The sequence below is a fragment of the Kitasatospora sp. NPDC001175 genome (genome assembly GCF_053598215.1).
In genome coordinates this window covers 1-19,313 of record NZ_JBSFJU010000101.1, presented here as the reverse complement: position 1 = coordinate 19,313, position 19,313 = coordinate 1, and the positions used below count along the sequence as shown (strand labels likewise).

Here is a 19,313-nt window from a genome sequence, read left to right as displayed (position 1 = left end):
GGGCGGGTGATGCCGGGGACGGGCGAGTACACCACCCGGTCACCCGGGTCGAAGCCGCCGAACCGGCCGGGGCCGGGGTTGAGCCGGGCCTTGGCAGCGGCGTTCAGCACCCGGGTGCCCGCGCTGCCGCCGTGGCCCGGGGTCAGCAGGACCACCTGCTCGACCGGGATGCCCAGGGCACGCGGGATCGAGTCGGTGAGCAACTGGATCGCGCGGTGCACGGCCTCGGCGCCGTCCTTGGCGGTGACGATCACCACCTCCTTCTCCGGCGCCTCGACGTTCTGCAGTTCGCCGATGCCGATCCCCGAGACCAGTTCGCCGATCGGACCGAAGTCCGGGGTCCGGGAGGCCACCGCGGGGCAGACCTTCGCGGCGAGCAGATCGGCGAAGAACCGTCCGGGCCCGGCCGACCAGAGCTGGCCCGGGTCGCCGCTGAGCACCAGCCGGGTGCCGTCGGCCAGGGCCTCCAGCAGGGTGGCCGCCAGCTCGACGTCGAGCAGCGGGGCGTCCAGGACGACCAGGACGTCCAGCGCGAGCGAACCGTCCTCGGCGCGGCCGGGACCGGCCGCCCCGGAGAGCAGGTCGGTGAGCGTGGCCACCCGGGTGCGGGCCGCGTCGCCGGGCACCTCGCCGGGCCGTCCACCGGGCCCTTCACCGCGCTCTGCGTCGGCCCCTTCGGTGCGCCCGGCGCCGGGCAGGAGTGCGGCGAGGCTGTCGCGCCCCTGATCGGTCCAGGTCACGGCCCAGACGCGCAGGCCGAGGCCGTGCGCCGCGTGCAGCAGTGCGGCGGGTTCGGCGCGGGCCGCCTCACCGCCCGTGTGGAGGACCAGCGAGTTGGCGGCCACCGCCCTGATCAGCGCGGTGGCCGAGGAGCTGGGAGCGGCCGTGGCGGCGGCGTCCCAGGCGGACGGTCCGGCGGTGCGCGGAGCCGTCCGTACCTCCTGCACCTCCGGTGGCCGGACCTCGCCGGCGTCGCCGTCGTCCGCCGTGGAAACCTTCGCCGTGGAAACGTCGGCCGAGGGCTCCTCGGCGTCGGTCGCGGCTTCGTCCGCCTCCTCGTCGCCGTCCTCTCCCGGGACGAAGGTGGACATGATCCTGACGAGGCCGTCGGCGAGGCTCTCCTCGGCCAGCGCGAGGCGCTCGAGGGCCAGCAGAGTGCGGGTCGGGGGCTCGTCCTCGTCCGAGGCGGCGGACTGGTGGCTGTCCGGGATCTCGTCCTGGAAGGCCATCACCCGGCCGTCCACCACGACCTCCTGGAGTGCGGCGGCCGCGTCGGGCAGGCCGGCCCGCTCCAGCCCCGCGACCACCTCACCGATCTCGAACGCCGAGTGGCCGCGCAGCACCGCCTGCTCCAGCAACCAGGGCACCAGTGCCCGCGCACGGCGTCGGTCACCGGGACCGGCCGCCGGACCGAGCAGCCCGCGCGCGAAGCCGTCCGCGTGCTCGGGCCGGACGCCGGGCAGCGCGAGCACCGCCCAGGGGTCGTCCCGCAGGGTCTGAGCCGCGCCCTCACCGAACTCGGCGACGGCGGCCTCGGCCAGCGCGGTCGGCGCACCGCCCGCTGCCAGCACCTCGGCGGCGGCCCGCAGTGCGTCGGCGCGCTGCTGGTCCGGCACCCGCGCGGTCCCGCTCGAAGCCCCGGCCACCGGAGCGGCCTCGGCCGGAGCCGTGGCCTCGGGCGCGGAAGCCGGGCCGCCGCCGACGGCGCCCTTCGCCGGGGCGTCGCCGTGGCCCGGTGCCACCGGCTCGCCCTGGCGGCCGATGTTGCGGATCGCCTCCGCCAGGGCCGCGACGGCCTCGGTGCGGTGCCCGGGAGCGCTGTTCTCCACGCGGCCGTTCTCCACGTCGCCGTCGCCCATCAATCGCTCCTCACAGCTCCGTCCACCCCTGGTCGGGGTAGCGGTGTACCGGCGCCGAGACATCGTCCAGCGCACCTCGAATCTCCTCCGGAAGCGTAAGCGCCTCCACTGACAGCGCCGCGCTCAGCTGTGCGGCGGTACGGGCGCCGACCAGGGCGCTCGCCACTCCGGGCCGGTCCCGGACCCACGCCAGGGAGACCGCGAGCGGGCTGCTGGCGAGGCCGCCGGCGGCAGTGGCCAGGGCGTCCACGATGCGCCGGGACCGTTCGCCGAGGTAGGGCTGGACGAAGCCGGTGAGGTGGGGGGAGGCGCCGCGCGACTCGGGCGGTACGCCGTGCCGGTACTTGCCGGTGAGCACGCCACGGCCGATCGGCGAGGAGGCGAGCACACCGATCCCGGCGTCCAGCGCGGCGGGCAGCACCTCGCGCTCGATGCCGCGCTGGAGCAGCGAGTACTCCATCTGGGTGCTCGCCAGCGGTACCCGTTCGGGGTGGGCGAGTTGCCAGGTGGCGGCCTTGGCGAGCTGCCAGCCGCTGAAGCCGGCGACCCCGGCGTAGCGGGCGCGGCCGGAACTGACGGCCAGGTCGAGGGCGTGCAGGGTCTCCTCGGTGGGGGTGGCCGGGTCGTACGCGTGGACCTGCCAGAGGTCGACGTGGTCGGTGCCCAGGCGGCGCAGTGAGGCGTCCAGGGCGGCGAGCAGCCAGCCGCGGGAGGTGTCGAAGCGGCGGTCGGGGTCCGGGGTGCTGCCCGCCTTGGTGGCGATGACCAGCTCGGAACGGGGGATCAGGTTCTCGGTCAGCCGGGAGAGCAGGTACTCGGCGCCACCGTCTGCGTAGACGTCGGCGGTGTCGATCAGGGTGCCGCCCGCGTCGACGAAGACCTTGAGCTGCTCGGCAGCCGCGATCTCGTCGGTGTCCCGGCCCCAGGTCATGGTGCCGAGGCCGAGCCTGGACACCCGCAGCCCGGTCCGGCCGAGGTGACGCTTTTCCATCGGGCAGAGCCTCCGTCAGCTGGTAAACGCGCAGGTGGGAAGGGTTCTTCCCCCGTTGGGCTGAGCGTAGCGGCCACTTCCCTGGCTACTCGGCAGACCCGCAGGAGCGGGGATGGTGCGGCGTGACGCAGCCCACATCTACCGGCTAGTAGCCTGACCTGCGAGCCCCCGGTTACGCTCGGCCGACACGGACGCGCGTCCACCGGAACACCAGCCCGGGCACGCCGCGCGCCACCGCGACCACGGAGGGCGTGCGCGCGAAGCAGCGGACGCGGCCGTGGGAAGCACCGCCGTACCGAACGCGGCCGGGCGGAAGACCGACCGGACCGGAGCGACCTGAAGGGCTTGGCAGCATGCGACTCGGCATCAACCTCGGCTACTGGGGGCTCGGCATGGACGCCGACAACATCGCGGTGGCCCAGGAGGCGGACCGCCTCGGCTACTCGGTCTGCTGGGCCGCCGAGGCGTACGGCTCGGACGCCGCCACCGTGCTCAGCTACGTCGCCGCGAAGACCGAGCGGATCGACGTCGGCTCGGCGATCTTCCAGATCCCGGCCCGCACGCCCACCATGACCGCGATGACCGCCGCCACCCTGGACACCCTCTCCGGCGGCCGCTTCCGGCTGGGCCTCGGCGTCTCGGGCCCGCAGGTCTCCGAGGGCTGGTACGGAGTCAAGTTCGACAAGCCGCTGGCCCGCACCCGGGAGTACGTGGAGATCATCCGCAAGGCGATGTCCCGGGAGCGGCTGGTGCACGAGGGCACCAACTGGACGCTGCCGCTGCCCGGCGGGCCGGGCAAGCCGATCAAGCTCACGGTGCACCCGGTGCGCGAGCACATCCCGCTGTACATCGCCGCGATCGGCCCGAAGAACCTGGAACAGACCGGCGAGATCGCCGACGGCTGGCTGGGCATCTTCTTCGCGCCCGAGCACGCCGCGCTCTCCCTCGAGCCGCTCAGGGCCGGCCGCGCCAAGGCGGGGCAGACCCTGGACGGCTTCGACCTCTGCCCGACGGTGGCCATCTCGCCCGGTGAGGACGTCAAGGCAGCCGCCGACTCGCAGCGCTCCTACGCGGCGCTCTACATCGGCGGCATGGGCAGCAAGGAGAAGAACTTCTACAACCAGCTCACCCGTCGGATGGGTTACGAGCAGGCCGCCGACGAGATCCAGGAGCGCTACCTGGCCAAGGACTACGCGGGTGCCGCCGCCGCCGTCCCGTACGACCTGATCGACGCCACCTCGCTGCTGGGCCCCACGGCCCGGATCGCCGACCGGATGCAGGCGTACGCCGACGCCGGGGTCACCACGCTGACGCTGGCACCGGCCGGGTTCACCCTGGAGGAGCGGATCGCCGCGCTCCGCACCGGCGTCGAGGCCCTCGAACTGGCGGGCCTCGCCTGAGGTCCGGGGGCGCGGGGAACCGCGCCCCCGCCCCGGTCCGCCTCGACCGGGCAGGGGAGTCACAGCCAGCCGCTGCGTTTGAAGACGCGGTGGAGGACCACGCAGACGCCGGTCATCAGGGCGAGTGCGGCCGGGTAGCCCCAGGGCTGGCGCAGTTCGGGCATGTGGGTGAAGTTCATGCCGTAGATGCCGGCGATCATGGTCGGCACGGCCGCCAGCGCCGCCCAGGCCGAGATCTTCCGCATGTCGTTGTTCTGCTGCACGCTCACCTGCGCGAGGTTGGCGTTGAGGATGTCCGAGAGCAGCCGGTCCAGTCCGTCGACCATCTCGTTGACCCGGGCCAGGTGGTCGGCCACGTCACGCAGGTAGGGCCGCAACTGCTGCGGCACGCACTCGATGTCGCCGCGGGCGAGCCGGAGCACCGGATCCTGCAGCGGGGCGGTGGCCCGGCGGAAGGTCATCACCTGGCGTTTGAAGGCGTAGATCCGCTCGGCGGTGTCCGCCGACGGGCGGCCGGGGGCGAAGACCCCGGCTTCCAGTTCGTCCAGGTCGGCCTGCAGGGCGGCGGCGACGTCGAGATAGCCGTCCACCACCAGGTCGGCGATGGCGTAGAGCACGGCGACCGGGCCGGCGGCGAGCAGCGCGGGGTCCTGCCCCATGGCGGTGCGCAGGCCCGAGAGCGGACTGTCCGTGCCGTGCCGGACCGTCACCACGTACGAGTCGCCGACGAAGAGCATCAGTTCACCGACGCTGACCGCCCAGCCCTCGGGGTGGTAGCCGATCGTCTTGAGCACCATGAACAGCGAGCCCTCGTACCGCTCCAACTTCGGCCGCTGGTGCGCCCGCACGGCGTCCTCGACGGCGAGCGGGTGGAGGCCGAACTCCGCGCTGACCAGGTCCAACTCCTCAGCGGTGGGCTCGAACAGGCCGACCCAGACGAACCCGTCCCCGGCGCTCCGGGCGACCTCCAGGGCGTCCGAGAGGTCCGCGGGCCCCTGACTCCGGTGGCCGTCACGGTAGATGGCGCTATCGACGATCATCCGGCCATTGTGGCGGCTGCCCGCCCGACACCGGATGACCGCGGAGTCGGCGGCGCGGACGGCGACCGCCGGACTCCCCGGGCCGCCCGGCGGGCCGGGGAGGAGGCCCGTCACGCCGTACGGGCGGGCCACGCGCCCGGCCCGAGGCCGTAGGCTGGGCCCCATGCCCACGCTGCTGCTCGTCCGCCACGGTCGTTCCACCGCCAACGCCGCCGGGATTCTCGCCGGTTGGACGCCGGGGGTGGAACTGGACGACACCGGACGCACCCAGGCCGGGGGGCTGGCCGACCGGTTGGCGGGCATCGCGCTGGCGCAGGCGGTGAGCAGCCCGCTGGAGCGCTGCCGCCAGACCCTGGAGCCGCTGCTGGCGGCCCGGCCCGAACTCGGTTCGGCCGCACTGGACGAGCGGCTCGGCGAGTGCCACTACGGCGACTGGACCGGCCGGCCGCTGGCCGAGCTGGCCACCGAGCCGCTCTGGCGCACCGTGCAGGACCACGCGGCGGCGGCCGCCTTCCCCGGTGGTGAGTCGCTGCGCGAGCTGAGCCACCGCACCGTGACGGCCGTCCGCGAGTGGGACGAGAAGATCGCCGCCGAGCACGGACCCGACGCGGTCTGGGTGGCCTGCTCGCACGGCGACGTGATCAAGGCCGTGCTGGCGGACGCACTGGGCCTGCACCTGGACCACTTCCAGCGGATCTCGGTCGAACCCTGCTCGGTCAGCGTGATCCGGTACACCTCGCGGCGCCCGTTCGTGCTCCGGGTCGGCGACACCGGCAGCCTCGCCTCGCTCGCCCCGCGCCCCGACACGCGCACGCCCCGCGGCGACGCGGTGGTCGGCGGCGACACCGGTACCGGCTGAACCGGGCCGACTGCGGAACCGGCCGACCCGGCACGGCGAACGGGGACCGACCGGTACGAGCCCGGACACCGGGTGTGCGGTGCATTCGCCGCCCGTCAGGTGCGGCGGAACTGACATCCGGCTGACTGCTCCGCACCTGACCCACCGAGGCGGGCATGCAGGCCGTAGGGTGGCACATAAGCCCTTGACCGACCCATCGTGAACCCGGAGCGAGAGAGTGCCTCGTCAGGTCTACTTCTACGACCAGCCCGAGCGGTTCGTAGCCGGCACCGTCGGCCAGCCCGGCCAGCGGGCGTTCTACCTGCAGGCCAGCACCCGGGGGCGGATCACCAGCGTGCTGCTGGAGAAGGCCCAGGTCATGGCGCTGGCCGAGCGGGTCGACCAGGTGCTGGACGAGGCGCTGCGGCGCAGCGGCGGCTCGGCGTCGATCCCCGCCATCGCCCCGGCCGAGCTGATCGACACCGCGCCGCTGGACCTCCCGCTGGAGCAGGAGTTCCGGGTCGGGACCATGGCGCTCGCCTGGGACAGCGCGGACGAGTGCCTGGTGGTCGAGGCCCAGGCGATGGTCGAGGACGAGGGCGAGGACGAGGAGGCCGACGAGCGGCTGTTCGAGGACGAGGAGCACGGCCCCGACATGCTCCGGGTGCGGCTCTCCGGCGCGATGGCCCGGGTCTTCGCCAAGCGTGCGCTGGACCTGGTCGCGGCCGGCCGCAAGCCGTGCCCGTTCTGCAACCTCCCGCTCGACCCGGAGGGGCACCTGTGCCCGCGCGCGAACGGCTACCGGCGCTGAACGGCGACCAGGCTCCCGTCCGGGAGGCCGCGGCCGGGCAGCCGGACGAATCGGAGGGGCCACAGGACACCTTGGGCTTGCCGTTCGCGGATCCGGTGGGCAGCGCCGCCCTGGCGGCCGATGCCGGCACGGCGCTGCACCTGCTGCGTGAGGGCGGGCTCACCGTCCACGGCCGACTCACCGACGCCTCCAACGCCGTGCTGTACTGCACCGCGACCCTGGACGGGCTGACCGCGCCCTGTGTCTACAAGCCGGTCGCCGGGGAACGCCCGCTGTGGGACTTCCCCGACGGCACCCTAGCCGGGCGCGAGGTCGCCGCGTACGAGGTCTCGGCGGCCACCGGCTGGGGGCTGATACCGCCGACCGTGCTGCGGGACGGCCCCCACGGCTGCGGCATGGTCCAGCTCTGGGTGGAGCCGGATCCGGCGGCCGAGGAACTGCTGGCACTGCAGGACCCGGCCGGCCCCGAGCCGGGCTGGCTGCCGATCGTCCGGGCCGAGGTCGGTCCAGGCCGCGTCGCGCTGCTGGTGCACCGGGACGACGAGCGACTGCGCCGGCTCGCGGTGCTGGACGCGGTGCTCAACAACGCCGACCGCAAGGGCGGTCACTGGATCCCGGCGGCCGACGGGCGGCTCTACGGGATCGACCACGGGGTGACCTTCGCGGTCCCCGGCAAGCTGCGCACCCTGCTCTGGGGCTGGGCCGAGCAGCCCGTGGCCGAGGAGGCGCTCGACGTCCTGGCCCGGCTCGCGGATGATTTGGACGGTGCGCTGGGCGAACGTCTGCGTCCGCATCTCACCGACGCCGAACTGACCGCCGCCGCGGAGCGGGTGGACGTGCTGCGCCGCACCGCTCGGCACCCACTGCCGTCTCCTGACTGGCCGTCGATTCCCTGGCCGCCGGTCTGAGGACCGCTGCCGCCCCGACGGCGGGTCCGCTGTTCCACGTGTCGGGACGATCCTGGGTTGTGATCGAACCTGATCGATTAGAAGCTGATTCTGGCCGATCTTGGTAACTGGTTAGCCTTTCAAATGATCGCAAGGTTAGAGTCGGTCCCATGCATGCCTGGCCCGCCTCCGAGGTTCCCGCCCTGCCCGGTCAGGGGCTCCCGCTCCGTATCCACGACACCGCCACCGGCGGAGTCCGGAAGGTGGTGCCGCAGGACGGCACCGCTCGGATCTACGTCTGCGGCATCACCCCCTACGACGCCACCCACCTGGGACACGCCGCCACCTACACGGCGTTCGACCTGGTGCAGAGGGTGTGGAAGGACGCCGGCCACGACGTCCTCTACGTCCAGAACGTCACCGATGTCGACGACCCGCTGCTGGAGCGGGCCGTGGCCACCGGCATGGACTGGACGGTGCTCGCCGAGCGTGAGACCGCCCTGTTCCGCGAGGACATGACCGCCCTGCGGATGCTCCCCCCGGCCCACTACATCGGCGCGGTCGAGTCCATCCCGTGGATCGTCCCGCTGGTCAAGAAGCTGCTGGCGAGCGGTGCCGCGTACGACCTGGACGGCGACATCTACTTCTCCGTCGAGTCCGACCCGCACTTCGGCGATGTCTCCGGGCTCGACCGCGAGGCCATGCTCCCGGTCTTCGCCGAGCGCGGCGGCGACCCGGACCGCCCCGGCAAGAAGCACCGCCTCGACCCGCTGCTCTGGCTGGCCGCCCGCGAGGGCGAGCCCGCCTGGGACACCGAGCTCGGCCACGGCCGCCCCGGCTGGCACATCGAGTGCGTGGCGATCGCCCTGCAGTACCTCGGGATGTCCTTCGACATCCAGGGCGGCGGCAGCGACCTCTCCTTCCCGCACCACGAGATGGGCGCCTCGCACGCACACGTCGCCACCGGCGCCCACCCCTACGCCCGCGCCTACGTGCACGCGGGGATGGTCGCCCTGGACGGTCACAAGATGTCCAAGTCCCGCGGCAACCTGGTGTTCGTCTCCGCGCTGCGCCGCGACGGCGTCGACCCGGCGGCGATCCGGCTGGCGCTTCTGGCCCACCACTACCGCAGCGACTGGGAGTGGACCAAGGACGACCTGGACGGCGCCGTGGACCGGCTGGCCTGCTGGCGCGCCGCGGTCTCCCGTCCGGACGGCCCGTCGGCCGAGGCGCTGCTCGCCGAGGTCCGCGCCGCCCTGGCCGAGGACTTGGACGCGCCCGCCGCGCTGGCGGCCGTCGACCGCTGGGTCGCGCAGCAGGGCGAGACCGGCGGCACCGACACCGGGGCGCCCGGACTGGTCTCGCGGACGGTGGACGCCCTGCTCGGCGTCGCCCTCTAGGGGTCTTCCCCGGGAACGGTCCGCCTCCGGGAACGGTCCGCCTCCGGGAACGGTCCGCCTCCGGGAACGGTCCGCCTCCGGGAACGGTCCGCCTCCGGGAACGGTCCGCCTCCGGAAACCGACAGAGCGCGGGGAGCCGTGCTGCCGACCACGCACCTTCGCGGAGGTGCCGGCAGCGCGGCTCCCCGCGCCCCGTCGTGCGTGCGGACCCGGGCGCACGGAGGCGGACAGCCGCCTGTGCGGACCCGGGTGCCGGGCTCAGTCCTCGTCGTCGTCGCTGTCCTCGTCCGAGTCCTGGGGCTCCTCCGGCTGCTTGGTCTCCTTGGCGCCGGACTCGCTCGGGCGTTCCGCCGTGGCGTGGCCGACGGCCGGCTTCTCGCCGGTCGGGCCGAGGTTCTCCCGGCGACGGAGATAGCGCTCGAACTCCCGGGCGATGGCGTCGCCGGACGCCTCCGGCAGATCGGCGGTGTCCTGCGCCTCCTCCAACTGCTGGACGTACTCGGCCACCTCGCTGTCCTCGGCGGCCAGCTGGTCCACCCCGAGCTGCCAGGCGCGGGCGTCCTCGCTCAGCTCGCCCGGCGGGATCCGCAGGTCGAGCAGGTCCTCCAGCTTGTTGATCAGCGCCAGCGTGGCCTTGGGGTTGGGCGGCTGCGCCACGTAGTGCGGCACCGCCGCCCAGAGCGTCACCGCCGGGACACCGGCGTGCGCGCAGGCCTCCTGGAGCACGCCGACGATCCCCGTCGGGCCCTCGTACCTGCTCTCCTCCAGGTCGAGCCGGCGGGCGAGCGCCGCGTCCGAGGTGACGCCGCTGACCGGCACCGGCCGGCTGTGCGGGGTGTCCCCGAGCAGTGCGCCGAGGATCACCACCAGCTCGACGCCCAACTCGTGGGCGAACCCGAGCAGTTCGTTGCAGTACGAGCGCCAGCGCATGCTCGGCTCGATACCCCGGACCAGTACCAGGTCACGGGTGGTGGGCTCGGTGACCCGGACCACCGACAGGCGGGTGGTCGGCCAGGTGATCCGGCGCACGCCGCCGTCCAGCCACACCGTGGGCCGGTTGACCTGGAAGTCGTAGTAGTCCTCGGCGTCCAGTGCGGCGAACACCTTGCCGCCCCAGGTCTCGTCCAGATGCCCGACCGCTGCCGAGGCGGCGTCGCCCGCGTCGTTCCAGCCCTCGAACGCACAGACCATCACCGGGTCGATCAACTCGGGAACATCTTCCAGCTCGATCACCCAGTGTCTCCCTCCGGTCGGTCAGCGGCCCGCCCCGCGTCGCCGGTACGGCCTGTCCGTCCACGGGAACTGACGGCTGGCTGCCGACTGCTGAACCTTCTCCACCTGGAACTGCCCGTTCCATGGTCCCTACCTGCCCAGCCTACGGGCTTTGATGCCTGTCCTGTGACGGCAGGGGCCGGTCCGCCGGACAGCGGGTGCGGGTTCAGCCGGCGAGCGCCGCCGAGACGGGCGGGAGATAGCCCCGGGCCTGGCCGGTCGCGGTCGGGTGGAAGGACTCCCAGTAGGCGGGTACCACGAGCCGCCTGATCCACTCCTGGCCGCCGTCGGCGCACACGCCGTGGCCGGCGAAGGCACCGCGTACGTCGGCGAAGTCGAAGCCCTGCTTGGTGGACTGAGTGCGGATCAGATCATCTAGCCGGTCCGTCAGGGCGTTGAACCGGTCGCGCCGGGCCGGGGTGCCGACCGAGCAGGGGACGGAGCCGTGCTCCAGCAGGTGCGGATAGCCCGCGACCACCACCTTCGCCCCCGGAGTTGCCCCGGCGATCGCCCGGTAGGTCTGCGCCAGTTTGCCGGGCAGCTCGTCGCGCAGTCTGCGCTCGGACTCGGCGATCGCCGCATCGCAGACCCGCTCGGCGGTGAGGGGCAGGAGGCAGGAGGCGATCGCCTTGCCGAAGCCCAGGTCGTTGCCGCCGATGGTGACGGTCGCGAGCGTGGTGCCGGAGGCCAGCCTGGGCAGCTGGTCGCGCACCACGTCGTCGGTGGTGGCCCCGCTGCAAGCCACGAAGCCGGATCCGGTCCCCGGGTGGCCGCCGGCCCAGAGCGGGCCGTAGGCGAGTCTGCTGCGATGGCAGTCCCCGCTGGCCGGGTCGTACGAGCCGGCGCCGAGCCCGGCGGAGAACGAGTCCCCGAGTGCGACGTAGTTGGTCACCGACCTGGTGGCGGGTGTCGCGGCGGCGGGTGTCGCGCCCAGGGCGAGTGGCAGGGCGAGCGGCAGGGCGGTGGCGGCGGCGAGCAGGCGGCGACGCATGGCGGTCCTCCGAGCATTCGACGGGCACGGAATGTGACGTGTCGAATGCGGATGGTAGTGGCCAGGTCGCGTCCTGCCGCGCAGGGCGCGAGGGGGCGCCGCCCTCAGGCCGCACACCAGCCGCTTCGGTACGCGGCCCAGTCCGCTGCGGTGGCGGAGAAGTCGGCGTACAGCGCCAGGCCGAAGGCCTGCCGGTCGTTGCGGCCCAGCGCCAGCCGGGCGCCCCGGACCGCCGCGGTCACCGTCTCGGCTGAGCCCCGGTGCCCGAAACTCTCGTCCCAGTACGCGGGCAGGCCCATCAGCAGATCGACCCCGGGCGGGGTGGCCTCGAGTGCCAGCGCGGTCTGCTGGGCGACATAGCCGCCGTAGAGCGACTCCAGCGGCATGGCGGTGTCGTACGACATCACCGCGATCTGCTCCACCCGCCTGGCGACCTGCGCGAAGTACGCCTGCGACCACCACTTGCCGTGGCCGGCGAGCGCGATGCCCGCCGAGTGCAGTCCGGGCAGCGGGTCGATCTGCGGCGCGGCCACCGAGAGCTGCGCGTGGCGCTCGGCGGTCACCGCGTGCGCCTGGTCCAGCAATGCGAGGAAGCCGGCGGAATCGGAGCGGACCGGCTCCAGGTCGAAGTGGACGCCGTCGAAGCCGAGGTCGAGCACCTGCCGGGCGGCGTCGGTGATCCGGTTCCGGGTCTCGGCCTGGTCCAGGTGCAGCCCGTTCTCCTCGGGCGCCACCACATTGCCCAGCCAGGCCTGCACCCGCAGCCCGGGCGCCGCCCGGTGGACGGCCGCCACGAGCCAGGCCGCCTTCGGGTGCTTGGCGCCATCCATCGAGCCGTCGTCGCCCAGCGGACCGGTGTGCACGTAGAGGTCGCGGATACCGGTGCCGGCCAGCTGCCGCGTCAAGGAGACGAGGTCGGCGTCCCCCTTTCGGCCGTCCACCCACGCGTGGCCGAGCCAGACCGCGTCATGTCCTCGGGTACGCGCCTCGGCAGGCGGTTCCCCCGTGTACTGCAGGCGCAGTGCGGCGGCGGCCGAGGCCGGAGGTATCAGCAGCACGACCAGTCCGAGCAGGCTCGCCACCAACGTCCTTCGCCCTCGTGACCACCCCCGCCACCTGCGTCGCCAGGCGCCTGCGCGGTTCTTCCCCGTGTCCATTGATCCACTCCCCTCCGACCGAGGGGACGCTCACGATTCGAAACAGGTTCTGTGCCCGGGCAGGTGTCCGGATACGCTGGCGGCGTGCGTCCCCAAACACCGGAGGGGACGCATAGCCGACAGCCGTCGCACCCAGGGAGTAGCCCCATGGCCACAGTCGTCCCCTCGTCCGCTCAGCAAGATCGCGCGAATGCCTTGCGCGAAGCCCTCGCGACCCGTGTGGTGGTCGCGGACGGGGCGATGGGCACGATGCTTCAGGCGCAGGATCCGACGCTGGATGACTTCCAGCAGTTGGAGGGGTGCAACGAGATCCTGAACCTGACCCGTCCGGACATCGTGCGTTCGGTGCATGACGCCTACTTCGCGGTGGGCGTGGACTGCGTGGAGACCAACACCTTCGGGGCGAACCACGCGGCGCTGGGGGAGTACGGGATCTCGGAGCGGATCTTCGAGTTGTCGCAGGCGGGCGCGCGGATCGCCCGTGAGGCGGCCGATGCCCACGACGACGGCCGTACCCGCTGGGTGCTGGGTTCGATCGGGCCCGGGACGAAGCTGCCGACGCTGGGGCACGCGCCGTATGAGGTGTTGCGGAACGGGTTCGAGCGGAATGCGGCGGGTCTGATCGCGGGTGGTGCGGATGCGCTGCTGGTGGAGACCAGCCAGGATCTTCTGCAGACCAAGGCGGCGATCCTGGGGTGCAAGCGCGCGCTGGCGGAGGCGGGTCTGGACCTGCCGGTCCTCGTCCAGGTCACCGTCGAGACCACGGGCACGATGCTGCTCGGCTCGGAGATCGGGGCGGCGCTGACGGCGTTGGAGCCGCTGGGCGTGGACTACATCGGGCTGAACTGCGCCACCGGCCCGGCCGAGATGAGTGAGCATCTGCGTTACCTGGCCAAGAACGCGCGAATCGGCCTGTCGTGCATGCCGAACGCGGGTCTGCCGGTGCTGGGCAAGGATGGTGCGCACTATCCGCTCAGTCCGGTGGAGTTGGCGGACGCGCACGACACGTTCACGCGGGAGTACGGGCTGTCGTTGGTGGGTGGGTGCTGCGGGACGACTCCGGAGCACCTGCGGGCGGTGGTGGAGCGGGTGCAGGGCCGGCCGGTGGTCTCGCGTGATCCGCGGCCGGAGCCGGCGGCGTCGTCGTTGTACCAGTCGGTGCCGTTCAGGCAGGACACCTCGTACCTGGCGATCGGTGAGCGGACGAACGCGAACGGGTCGAAGAAGTTCCGCGAGTCGATGCTGGCGGGGGATTGGCAGGCGTGTGTGGAGATCGCCCGGGAGCAGATCCGGGACGGTTCGCACATGCTCGATCTGTGCGTGGACTATGTCGGCCGTGACGGTGTGGCGGACATGCGGGAGGTCGCGGGTCGGCTGGCGACCGCTTCGACGCTGCCGATCGTGCTGGACTCGACCGAGCCGGACGTGCTGCGGGCGGGGCTCGAGGCGCTGGGTGGCCGTGCGGTGCTGAACTCCGTCAACTACGAGGACGGGGACGGGCCGGGAACGCGGTTCGGCCGGATCGCGTCGTTGGCGCGGGAGCACGGCGCGGGGCTGATCGCGTTGACGATCGACGAGGAGGGTCAGGCCCGTACGGCGGAGAAGAAGGTCGCGGTCGCGGAGCGGCTGATCGCGCAGCTGACGGGTGAGTACGGGATCGACGAGGGCGCGATCCTGGTGGACTGCCTGACGTTCACGCTGGGCACGGGCCAGGAGGAGTCGCGGCGGGACGGGATCGAGACGATCGAGGCGATCCGGGAGCTGAAGCGCCGCCACCCGGGGGTGCAGACGACGCTCGGACTGTCGAACATCTCCTTCGGGCTGTCGCCGGCGGCGCGGCAGGTGCTGAACTCGGTGTTCCTGCACGAGTGCGTCGAGGCCGGGCTGGACTCGGCGATCGTGCACGCCTCGAAGATCCTGCCGATCGCGCGGATCCCGCAGGAGCAGCGTGAGGTGGCGCTGGATCTGGTCCACGACCGGCGGCGGGAGGGGTACGACCCGCTGCAGCGGCTGCTGCAGTTGTTCGAGGGCGTGTCGTCGGCGTCGTTGAAGGCGTCCAAGGCGGAGGAACTGGCGGCACTGCCGCTGGAGGAGCGCCTGCAGCGCCGGATCATCGACGGTGAACGGGGCGGCCTGGAAGGTGACTTGGACGAGGCGATGGCCTCCCGTCCGGCGTTGGAGATCATCAACGACACGTTGCTGTCGGGGATGAAGGTGGTCGGTGAGCTGTTCGGTTCGGGGCAGATGCAGTTGCCGTTCGTGCTGCAGTCCGCCGAGGTGATGAAGGCCGCGGTCGCCCATCTGGAACCCCACATGGAGAAGTCCGATTCAGAGGGCAAGGGCACGATCGTGCTGGCCACGGTCAAGGGCGACGTCCATGACATCGGCAAGAACCTGGTCGACATCATCCTGTCCAACAACGGCTACAACGTGGTGAACCTGGGCATCAAGCAGCCCGTCGCGGCGATCGTGGACGCGGCCCGGGAACACAACGCGGACGTGATCGGCATGTCCGGCCTGCTGGTGAAGTCCACCGTGATCATGAAGGAGAACCTGGAAGAGCTCAACCAGCGCGGACTGGCCGCCGACTTCCCCGTCATCCTCGGCGGCGCCGCCCTCACCCGCGCCTACGTCGAACAGGACCTCCACGCCATCTACCAAGGCGAAGTCCGCTACGCCCGCGACGCCTTCGAGGGCCTCAAACTGATGGACGCGCTGGTCGCGGTCAAGCGCGGAGTGCCGGGTGCCGAGCTGCCCGAGCTCAGGCAGCGCCGGCACGCCCGGGTCGAGGCGGTGGAGGAGCCGGAGGAGAACCTCGGGCAGATCCGCTCCGACGTGGTGGTCGACAACCGGGTTCCGGCCCCGCCGTTCTGGGGGGACCGGATCGTCAAGGGCATCCCGTTCGCGGACTACGCGTCATGGCTGGACGAGGACGCGCTGTTCAAGGGGCAGTGGGGTCTGAAGGCCTCCCGCAGCGGTGACGGCCCCAGCTACGAGGAGCTGGTGGAGACCGAGGGCCGTCCGCGGCTGCGGATGTGGCTGGACCGGCTGCAGACCGAGGGCTGGCTGGAGCCGGCGGTGGTCTACGGCTACTTCCCGGCCGCGTCCAAGGGCGACGACCTGATCGTCTACAACGAGGACGGCTCCGAGCACACCCGGTTCACCTTCCCGCGGCAGCGACGCGGGCGCCGGCTGTGCCTGGCGGACTTCTTCCGCCCGGAGGAGTCCGGTGAGAAGGACGTGGTGGGCCTGCAGGTGGTCACCATGGGCAACCGGATCTCCGAGGCCGCGAACGAGCTGTTCGCCGCCAACGCCTACCGGGACTACCTGGAGTTGCACGGCCTCTCGGTCCAACTGGCCGAGGCGCTGGCCGAGTTCTGGCACGCCCGGGTCCGCTACGAGCTCGGCTTCGGCGACGAGGACCCCCAGGACGTGAAGGACATGTTCGCCCTGAAGTACCGGGGCGCCCGCTTCTCCCTCGGCTACGGCGCCTGCCCCGAGCTGGAGGACCGCGCCAAGATCGCCGACCTGCTGCGGCCCGAACGGATCGGCGTGGTGCTCTCGGAGGAGTTCCAGCTGCACCCGGAGCAGTCCACCGACGCCATCGTGATCCACCACCCCGAGGCCAAGTACTTCAACGCCCGGTAACCCGGGAGCTGCATTCCGTTCGCCTCATTCCGGCGGACGGGGCGTATCCTGGATCATCCTGACGGGCCGGTCCGCTCACCAGCGGACCGGCCTGTGCCATCTCCAGGCTCCGTGACCGGAAGGACCTTCCGCCATGACCACCATCTCGACCGCCACCACGGGACTCGACCACAGCAGCGGTCAGGGCCTCCAGGCGGTGCTGCTGGACATGGACGGGACCTTGGTGGACACCGAGGACTTCTGGTGGCAGGCGGAGTTCTCGCTCTTCGCCGAGCTGGGCCATGAGCTCACCGACGCGGACCGGGCCCATGTGGTCGGCGGCCCGATGAGCCGGGTGATCGACTACTTGCTGGCCAGAACCGGCGTGGACCTGGCCCCGGCAGACCTCACGGTGCTGATCAACCAGCGCTTCGTGGACCTGCTGGCGGGCGGCGTCCCGCTGATGCCCGGTGCCGAACGGCTGCTCAACACCCTGAACGCGCACGGCATCCCGGCCGCGCTGGTCTCCGCCTCGCACCGTCACATCATCGACATCGTGCTGCAGAGCCTGGGCGCCCAGCACTTCGCCTTCTCGATCGCCGGCGACGAGGTCGCCAGGACCAAGCCGCACCCCGACCCCTACCTGGCCGCCGTCACCCGCTTCGGCGCCGAGCCGGGCCGCTGCGTGGTGGTCGAGGACGCACCGCTCGGCGTCCAGGCCGGGCAGGCCGCGGGCTGCCCGGTCATCGCGGTGCCCTCGGTCGCGCCGATCGAGCCGGGCCCCGGACGCACCGTGCTGAGCTCCCTGGAACAGGTCGATCTGGAGCTGCTGCGCTCGGTGGTCGCCGCCCGGGTCTGAGGCGGTGCTCATCCTGGGCTGACGCACCGTCGTCGCCCGGCGAAGTTACTTATCAGAAACTTACACCCGGTTGGAATGTGAGCTTGCTCTCTCGTCAAAGAGGGAGAAATGGGACATTGTCTGACAAGTTTTCGGCCGGGCGGCACTGACCGGCCGTCTGATGTCCAAAGTGTTCACTTGCAGGTGTAATTCGGACATGTTTGATATGGCACGCTACATCTCAACCAGTGTCCCCACGAACAGCTGCTCGAAAACTCCTCGTCGTGCCCTCGCCATCCACGGGTGATCCCGTCCGATGTGCCGACGGTGCGGTCGTACGGACCCCGTAGGCGCTGCCTCATCCCGGCGCGTCAGGCGGCAGCCTCCGGCATCCCAGGCCGGCCCGCAGCAGAAGGAAACGTATCCGCATGACCTCTGGTAATCGACTGGCCGTGCTCGGGTGTGCCGTGCTGGTCGCGACCACCGCAGCAGGCTGCGCCTCGGCCACCAAGGCCGTCACGGGCGGCTCCGGGAACGGCCCGATCACGATGGGTACGGTCAACACCACCACGGTGCTCGACCCGGCCGGTGCGTACGACTCGGGCTCCTGGCTGCTGTTCGACAACGTCTTCCAGTCGCTGCTGAAGTTCCCCGAGGGTGCCACCACGCCGCAGCCGGACGCGGCGAAGTCCTGCGCCTTCACCGGGTCGGACGCGCTCACCTACGAGTGCACCATGCGCGACGGGCTCAAGTTCTCCAACGGGCATCCGCTGACCAACGAGGACGCCGTGTTCTCGGTGCAGCGCATGCTGAAGATCAAGGACGCCAGCGGCCCGGCCACGCTGCTCTCCACCATCAAGTCGGTGGAGACCAAGGGCGACACGGGTGTGGTCATCCACCTGAAGACCCCGGACGCGGTGCTCCCGGCCAAGCTGGCCTCGGCCGCCGGGTCGATCGTGGACCACCAGGTCTTCCCCGCTGACCACCTGCTGTCGAACGACAAGATCGTCGGCTCGGGGCCCTACAAGATCGACTCGATCGAGGACCTGGCGGGCAACGACTCCCACGCGCTGGGCAAGGTCGCCCTCTCCGCCAACAGCCAGTACGGCGGCGACGCCAAGCTGCAGAACAACAAGTTCGTGGTCCGCTTCTACAACAGCGCGGACGACATCAAGACGGCCCTGGACAAGGGCGACATCGACCTGGTCGACAACAACAGCCTCGACCCGGCCGTCTCCGCCAAGATGGAGACCGATCAGCAGGCCGGCAAGGGCGACTACAAGGTGGCCGAGGGGGACAGCGGCGAGAGCCGCTACCTGGCCTTCAACACCAAGGACAGCACTGTCGGCAACCAGGCCGTCCGGCAGGCGGTGGCGCAGCTGATCGACCGCAAGGCGCTCGCCGGCAACGCGTACGCCGAGACCGTCCAGCCGCTCTACTCGCTCATCCCGGCCGGGATCACCGGGCACAACACCTCGTTCTTCGACAAGTACCAGGACCCGGACGTCAACAAGGCGAAGCGGTACCTCGCCGGAGCCAAGCTCCAGACCCCGGTTCCGATCAAGCTGAACATCACCTCGTCCAGCAGCCGCTCGGGCGACCGTGAGATCAACGAGATCAAGAGGGAGCTGGAGGACGGCGGCCTGTTCCAGGTGACCGTCCAGCAGGAGAAGGACTTCAAGAAGTACCAGGACGGCTGGAGCTCCGGCTCCTACCAGGCCTACCTGGTGAGCTGGACCCCCGACTACCCGGACCCGGACGACTTCGTCTCCCCGCTGCTGGTCGACGGCGGCGTCTTCCACACCGGCTGGGACGACCCGAAGATCTCGCAGCAGCTGGTGCCGGACAGTATCAAGCAGACCGACCGCACGGCCGGCGGCAACTACACCCAGGTCCAGAACATGATCGCGGACCAGGCGCCGCTGATCCCGCTGTTCCAGAGCAAGGCGTTCTACGTCTCGCGCAACAACATCACCGGTGTCGAGACCACCGTCGACACCACGGGTGTGTTCCGTCTCTGGGACATCGGCCGCACCAAGAAGTGAGCTGACAGCGCGGTGAGTTGACCGCGGACGGCGAAGGGCGGCCCCTCCTCCCGGAGGAGGGGGCCCGGGGTATGGTCGGCCGCGCCGAGCCGGACACGAACGGGAACGAGGAGTCAGATGTCCTTTCCAGTCGAGGAGTTGCTTCCCGCCACCCGGC

Annotated in this window: 14 protein-coding genes; 8 read left to right on the top strand and 6 right to left on the bottom strand. The window is 71.6% G+C overall.

Going from position 1 to position 19,313, the window contains the following annotated elements; genetic code table 11:
• Nucleotides 1-1,859: helix-hairpin-helix domain-containing protein (locus ACWDAK_RS37505; protein WP_449806546.1), on the bottom strand; the 1,859-nt coding region annotated here is incomplete at its 3' end.
• 10 nt (nucleotides 1,860-1,869) lie between these two features.
• Nucleotides 1,870-2,850, bottom strand: coding sequence for an aldo/keto reductase (locus ACWDAK_RS37500; protein ID WP_344635516.1), 981 nt, complete (start codon nucleotides 2,848-2,850; stop codon nucleotides 1,870-1,872).
• 353 nt (nucleotides 2,851-3,203) lie between these two features.
• Between ACWDAK_RS37500 and ACWDAK_RS37495 the strand changes: the two genes are divergently transcribed.
• Nucleotides 3,204-4,250 (top strand): LLM class F420-dependent oxidoreductase, encoded by a 1,047-nt coding sequence (locus ACWDAK_RS37495; RefSeq protein ID WP_427393052.1) that lies wholly within the window; start codon nucleotides 3,204-3,206, stop codon nucleotides 4,248-4,250.
• Between the two features lie 59 nt (nucleotides 4,251-4,309).
• On the opposite strand, the gene ACWDAK_RS37490 is transcribed toward ACWDAK_RS37495, so the two are convergent.
• A complete protein-coding gene (locus ACWDAK_RS37490) occupies nucleotides 4,310-5,290 on the bottom strand; it encodes a magnesium and cobalt transport protein CorA (protein WP_344635514.1) in 981 nt (326 codons plus the stop codon).
• 163 nt (nucleotides 5,291-5,453) lie between these two features.
• Here ACWDAK_RS37490 and ACWDAK_RS37485 point away from each other — a divergent pair, with 163 nt between their 5' ends.
• The 4 genes from ACWDAK_RS37485 (at nucleotide 5,454) to mshC (ending at nucleotide 9,226) form a co-directional block, all read left to right on the top strand.
• Nucleotides 5,454-6,149: a histidine phosphatase family protein gene (locus ACWDAK_RS37485; RefSeq protein WP_344635513.1), complete on the top strand. Its 696-nt coding sequence runs from the start codon at nucleotides 5,454-5,456 to the stop codon at nucleotides 6,147-6,149.
• Nucleotides 6,150-6,366: 217 nt separating this feature from the next.
• A complete protein-coding gene (locus ACWDAK_RS37480) occupies nucleotides 6,367-6,939 on the top strand; it encodes a DUF3090 domain-containing protein (protein WP_344635512.1) in 573 nt (190 codons plus the stop codon).
• A gap of 110 nt (nucleotides 6,940-7,049) precedes the next feature.
• Nucleotides 7,050-7,847, top strand: coding sequence for an SCO1664 family protein (locus tag ACWDAK_RS37475; RefSeq protein WP_344635714.1), 798 nt, complete (start codon nucleotides 7,050-7,052; stop codon nucleotides 7,845-7,847).
• A 149-nt stretch (nucleotides 7,848-7,996) separates the two neighbouring features.
• Nucleotides 7,997-9,226 (top strand): cysteine--1-D-myo-inosityl 2-amino-2-deoxy-alpha-D-glucopyranoside ligase, encoded by a 1,230-nt coding sequence (gene mshC, locus ACWDAK_RS37470; RefSeq protein ID WP_427393053.1) that lies wholly within the window; start codon nucleotides 7,997-7,999, stop codon nucleotides 9,224-9,226.
• A 258-nt stretch (nucleotides 9,227-9,484) separates the two neighbouring features.
• On the opposite strand, the gene ACWDAK_RS37465 is transcribed toward mshC, so the two are convergent.
• The 3 genes from ACWDAK_RS37465 to ACWDAK_RS37455 all read right to left on the bottom strand — a co-directional run bounded on the left by ACWDAK_RS37465 (nucleotide 9,485) and on the right by ACWDAK_RS37455 (nucleotide 12,571).
• A complete protein-coding gene (locus tag ACWDAK_RS37465; RefSeq protein ID WP_344635510.1) occupies nucleotides 9,485-10,459 on the bottom strand; it encodes a PAC2 family protein in 975 nt (324 codons plus the stop codon).
• 205 nt (nucleotides 10,460-10,664) lie between these two features.
• Nucleotides 10,665-11,489, bottom strand: a complete 825-nt coding sequence (locus tag ACWDAK_RS37460; protein ID WP_427393054.1) for an SGNH/GDSL hydrolase family protein — start codon at nucleotides 11,487-11,489, stop codon at nucleotides 10,665-10,667.
• Between the two features lie 104 nt (nucleotides 11,490-11,593).
• Entirely contained in the window at nucleotides 11,594-12,571 is a 978-nt protein-coding gene (locus tag ACWDAK_RS37455; protein WP_427393055.1) for a glycoside hydrolase family 18 protein, read from the bottom strand.
• A gap of 222 nt (nucleotides 12,572-12,793) precedes the next feature.
• Between ACWDAK_RS37455 and metH the strand changes: the two genes are divergently transcribed.
• The 3 genes from metH (at nucleotide 12,794) to ACWDAK_RS37440 (ending at nucleotide 19,156) form a co-directional block, all read left to right on the top strand.
• Nucleotides 12,794-16,294, top strand: coding sequence for a methionine synthase (metH, locus tag ACWDAK_RS37450; protein WP_427393056.1), 3,501 nt, complete (start codon nucleotides 12,794-12,796; stop codon nucleotides 16,292-16,294).
• A 133-nt stretch (nucleotides 16,295-16,427) separates the two neighbouring features.
• The gene (locus ACWDAK_RS37445) at nucleotides 16,428-17,132 is read left to right on the top strand and encodes an HAD family hydrolase (RefSeq protein ID WP_344635506.1); all 705 of its coding nucleotides are present in this window, start codon (nucleotides 16,428-16,430) and stop codon (nucleotides 17,130-17,132) included.
• A gap of 407 nt (nucleotides 17,133-17,539) precedes the next feature.
• Nucleotides 17,540-19,156 carry an ABC transporter substrate-binding protein gene (locus tag ACWDAK_RS37440; protein ID WP_344635505.1) on the top strand — a complete coding sequence of 539 codons (1,617 nt, stop codon included), beginning with the start codon at nucleotides 17,540-17,542 and terminating at the stop codon, nucleotides 19,154-19,156.
• Nucleotides 19,157-19,313 lie beyond the last annotated feature (157 nt).

What these genes read in the sequence shown, in the direction of transcription:
- ACWDAK_RS37460 (WP_427393054.1), bottom strand. Translation starts at nt 11,489, where the DNA reads ATGCGTCGCCGCCTGCTCGCCGCCGCCACCGCCCTGCCGCTCGCCCTG.
- ACWDAK_RS37500 (WP_344635516.1), bottom strand. Translation starts at nt 2,850, where the DNA reads ATGGAAAAGCGTCACCTCGGCCGGACCGGGCTGCGGGTGTCCAGGCTC.
- mshC (WP_427393053.1), top strand. Translation starts at nt 7,997, where the DNA reads ATGCATGCCTGGCCCGCCTCCGAGGTTCCCGCCCTGCCCGGTCAGGGG.
- ACWDAK_RS37440 (WP_344635505.1), top strand. Translation starts at nt 17,540, where the DNA reads ATGACCTCTGGTAATCGACTGGCCGTGCTCGGGTGTGCCGTGCTGGTC.
- ACWDAK_RS37490 (WP_344635514.1), bottom strand. Translation starts at nt 5,290, where the DNA reads ATGATCGTCGATAGCGCCATCTACCGTGACGGCCACCGGAGTCAGGGG.
- ACWDAK_RS37485 (WP_344635513.1), top strand. Translation starts at nt 5,454, where the DNA reads ATGCCCACGCTGCTGCTCGTCCGCCACGGTCGTTCCACCGCCAACGCC.
- ACWDAK_RS37445 (WP_344635506.1), top strand. Translation starts at nt 16,428, where the DNA reads ATGACCACCATCTCGACCGCCACCACGGGACTCGACCACAGCAGCGGT.
- ACWDAK_RS37495 (WP_427393052.1), top strand. Translation starts at nt 3,204, where the DNA reads ATGCGACTCGGCATCAACCTCGGCTACTGGGGGCTCGGCATGGACGCC.
- metH (WP_427393056.1), top strand. Translation starts at nt 12,794, where the DNA reads ATGGCCACAGTCGTCCCCTCGTCCGCTCAGCAAGATCGCGCGAATGCC.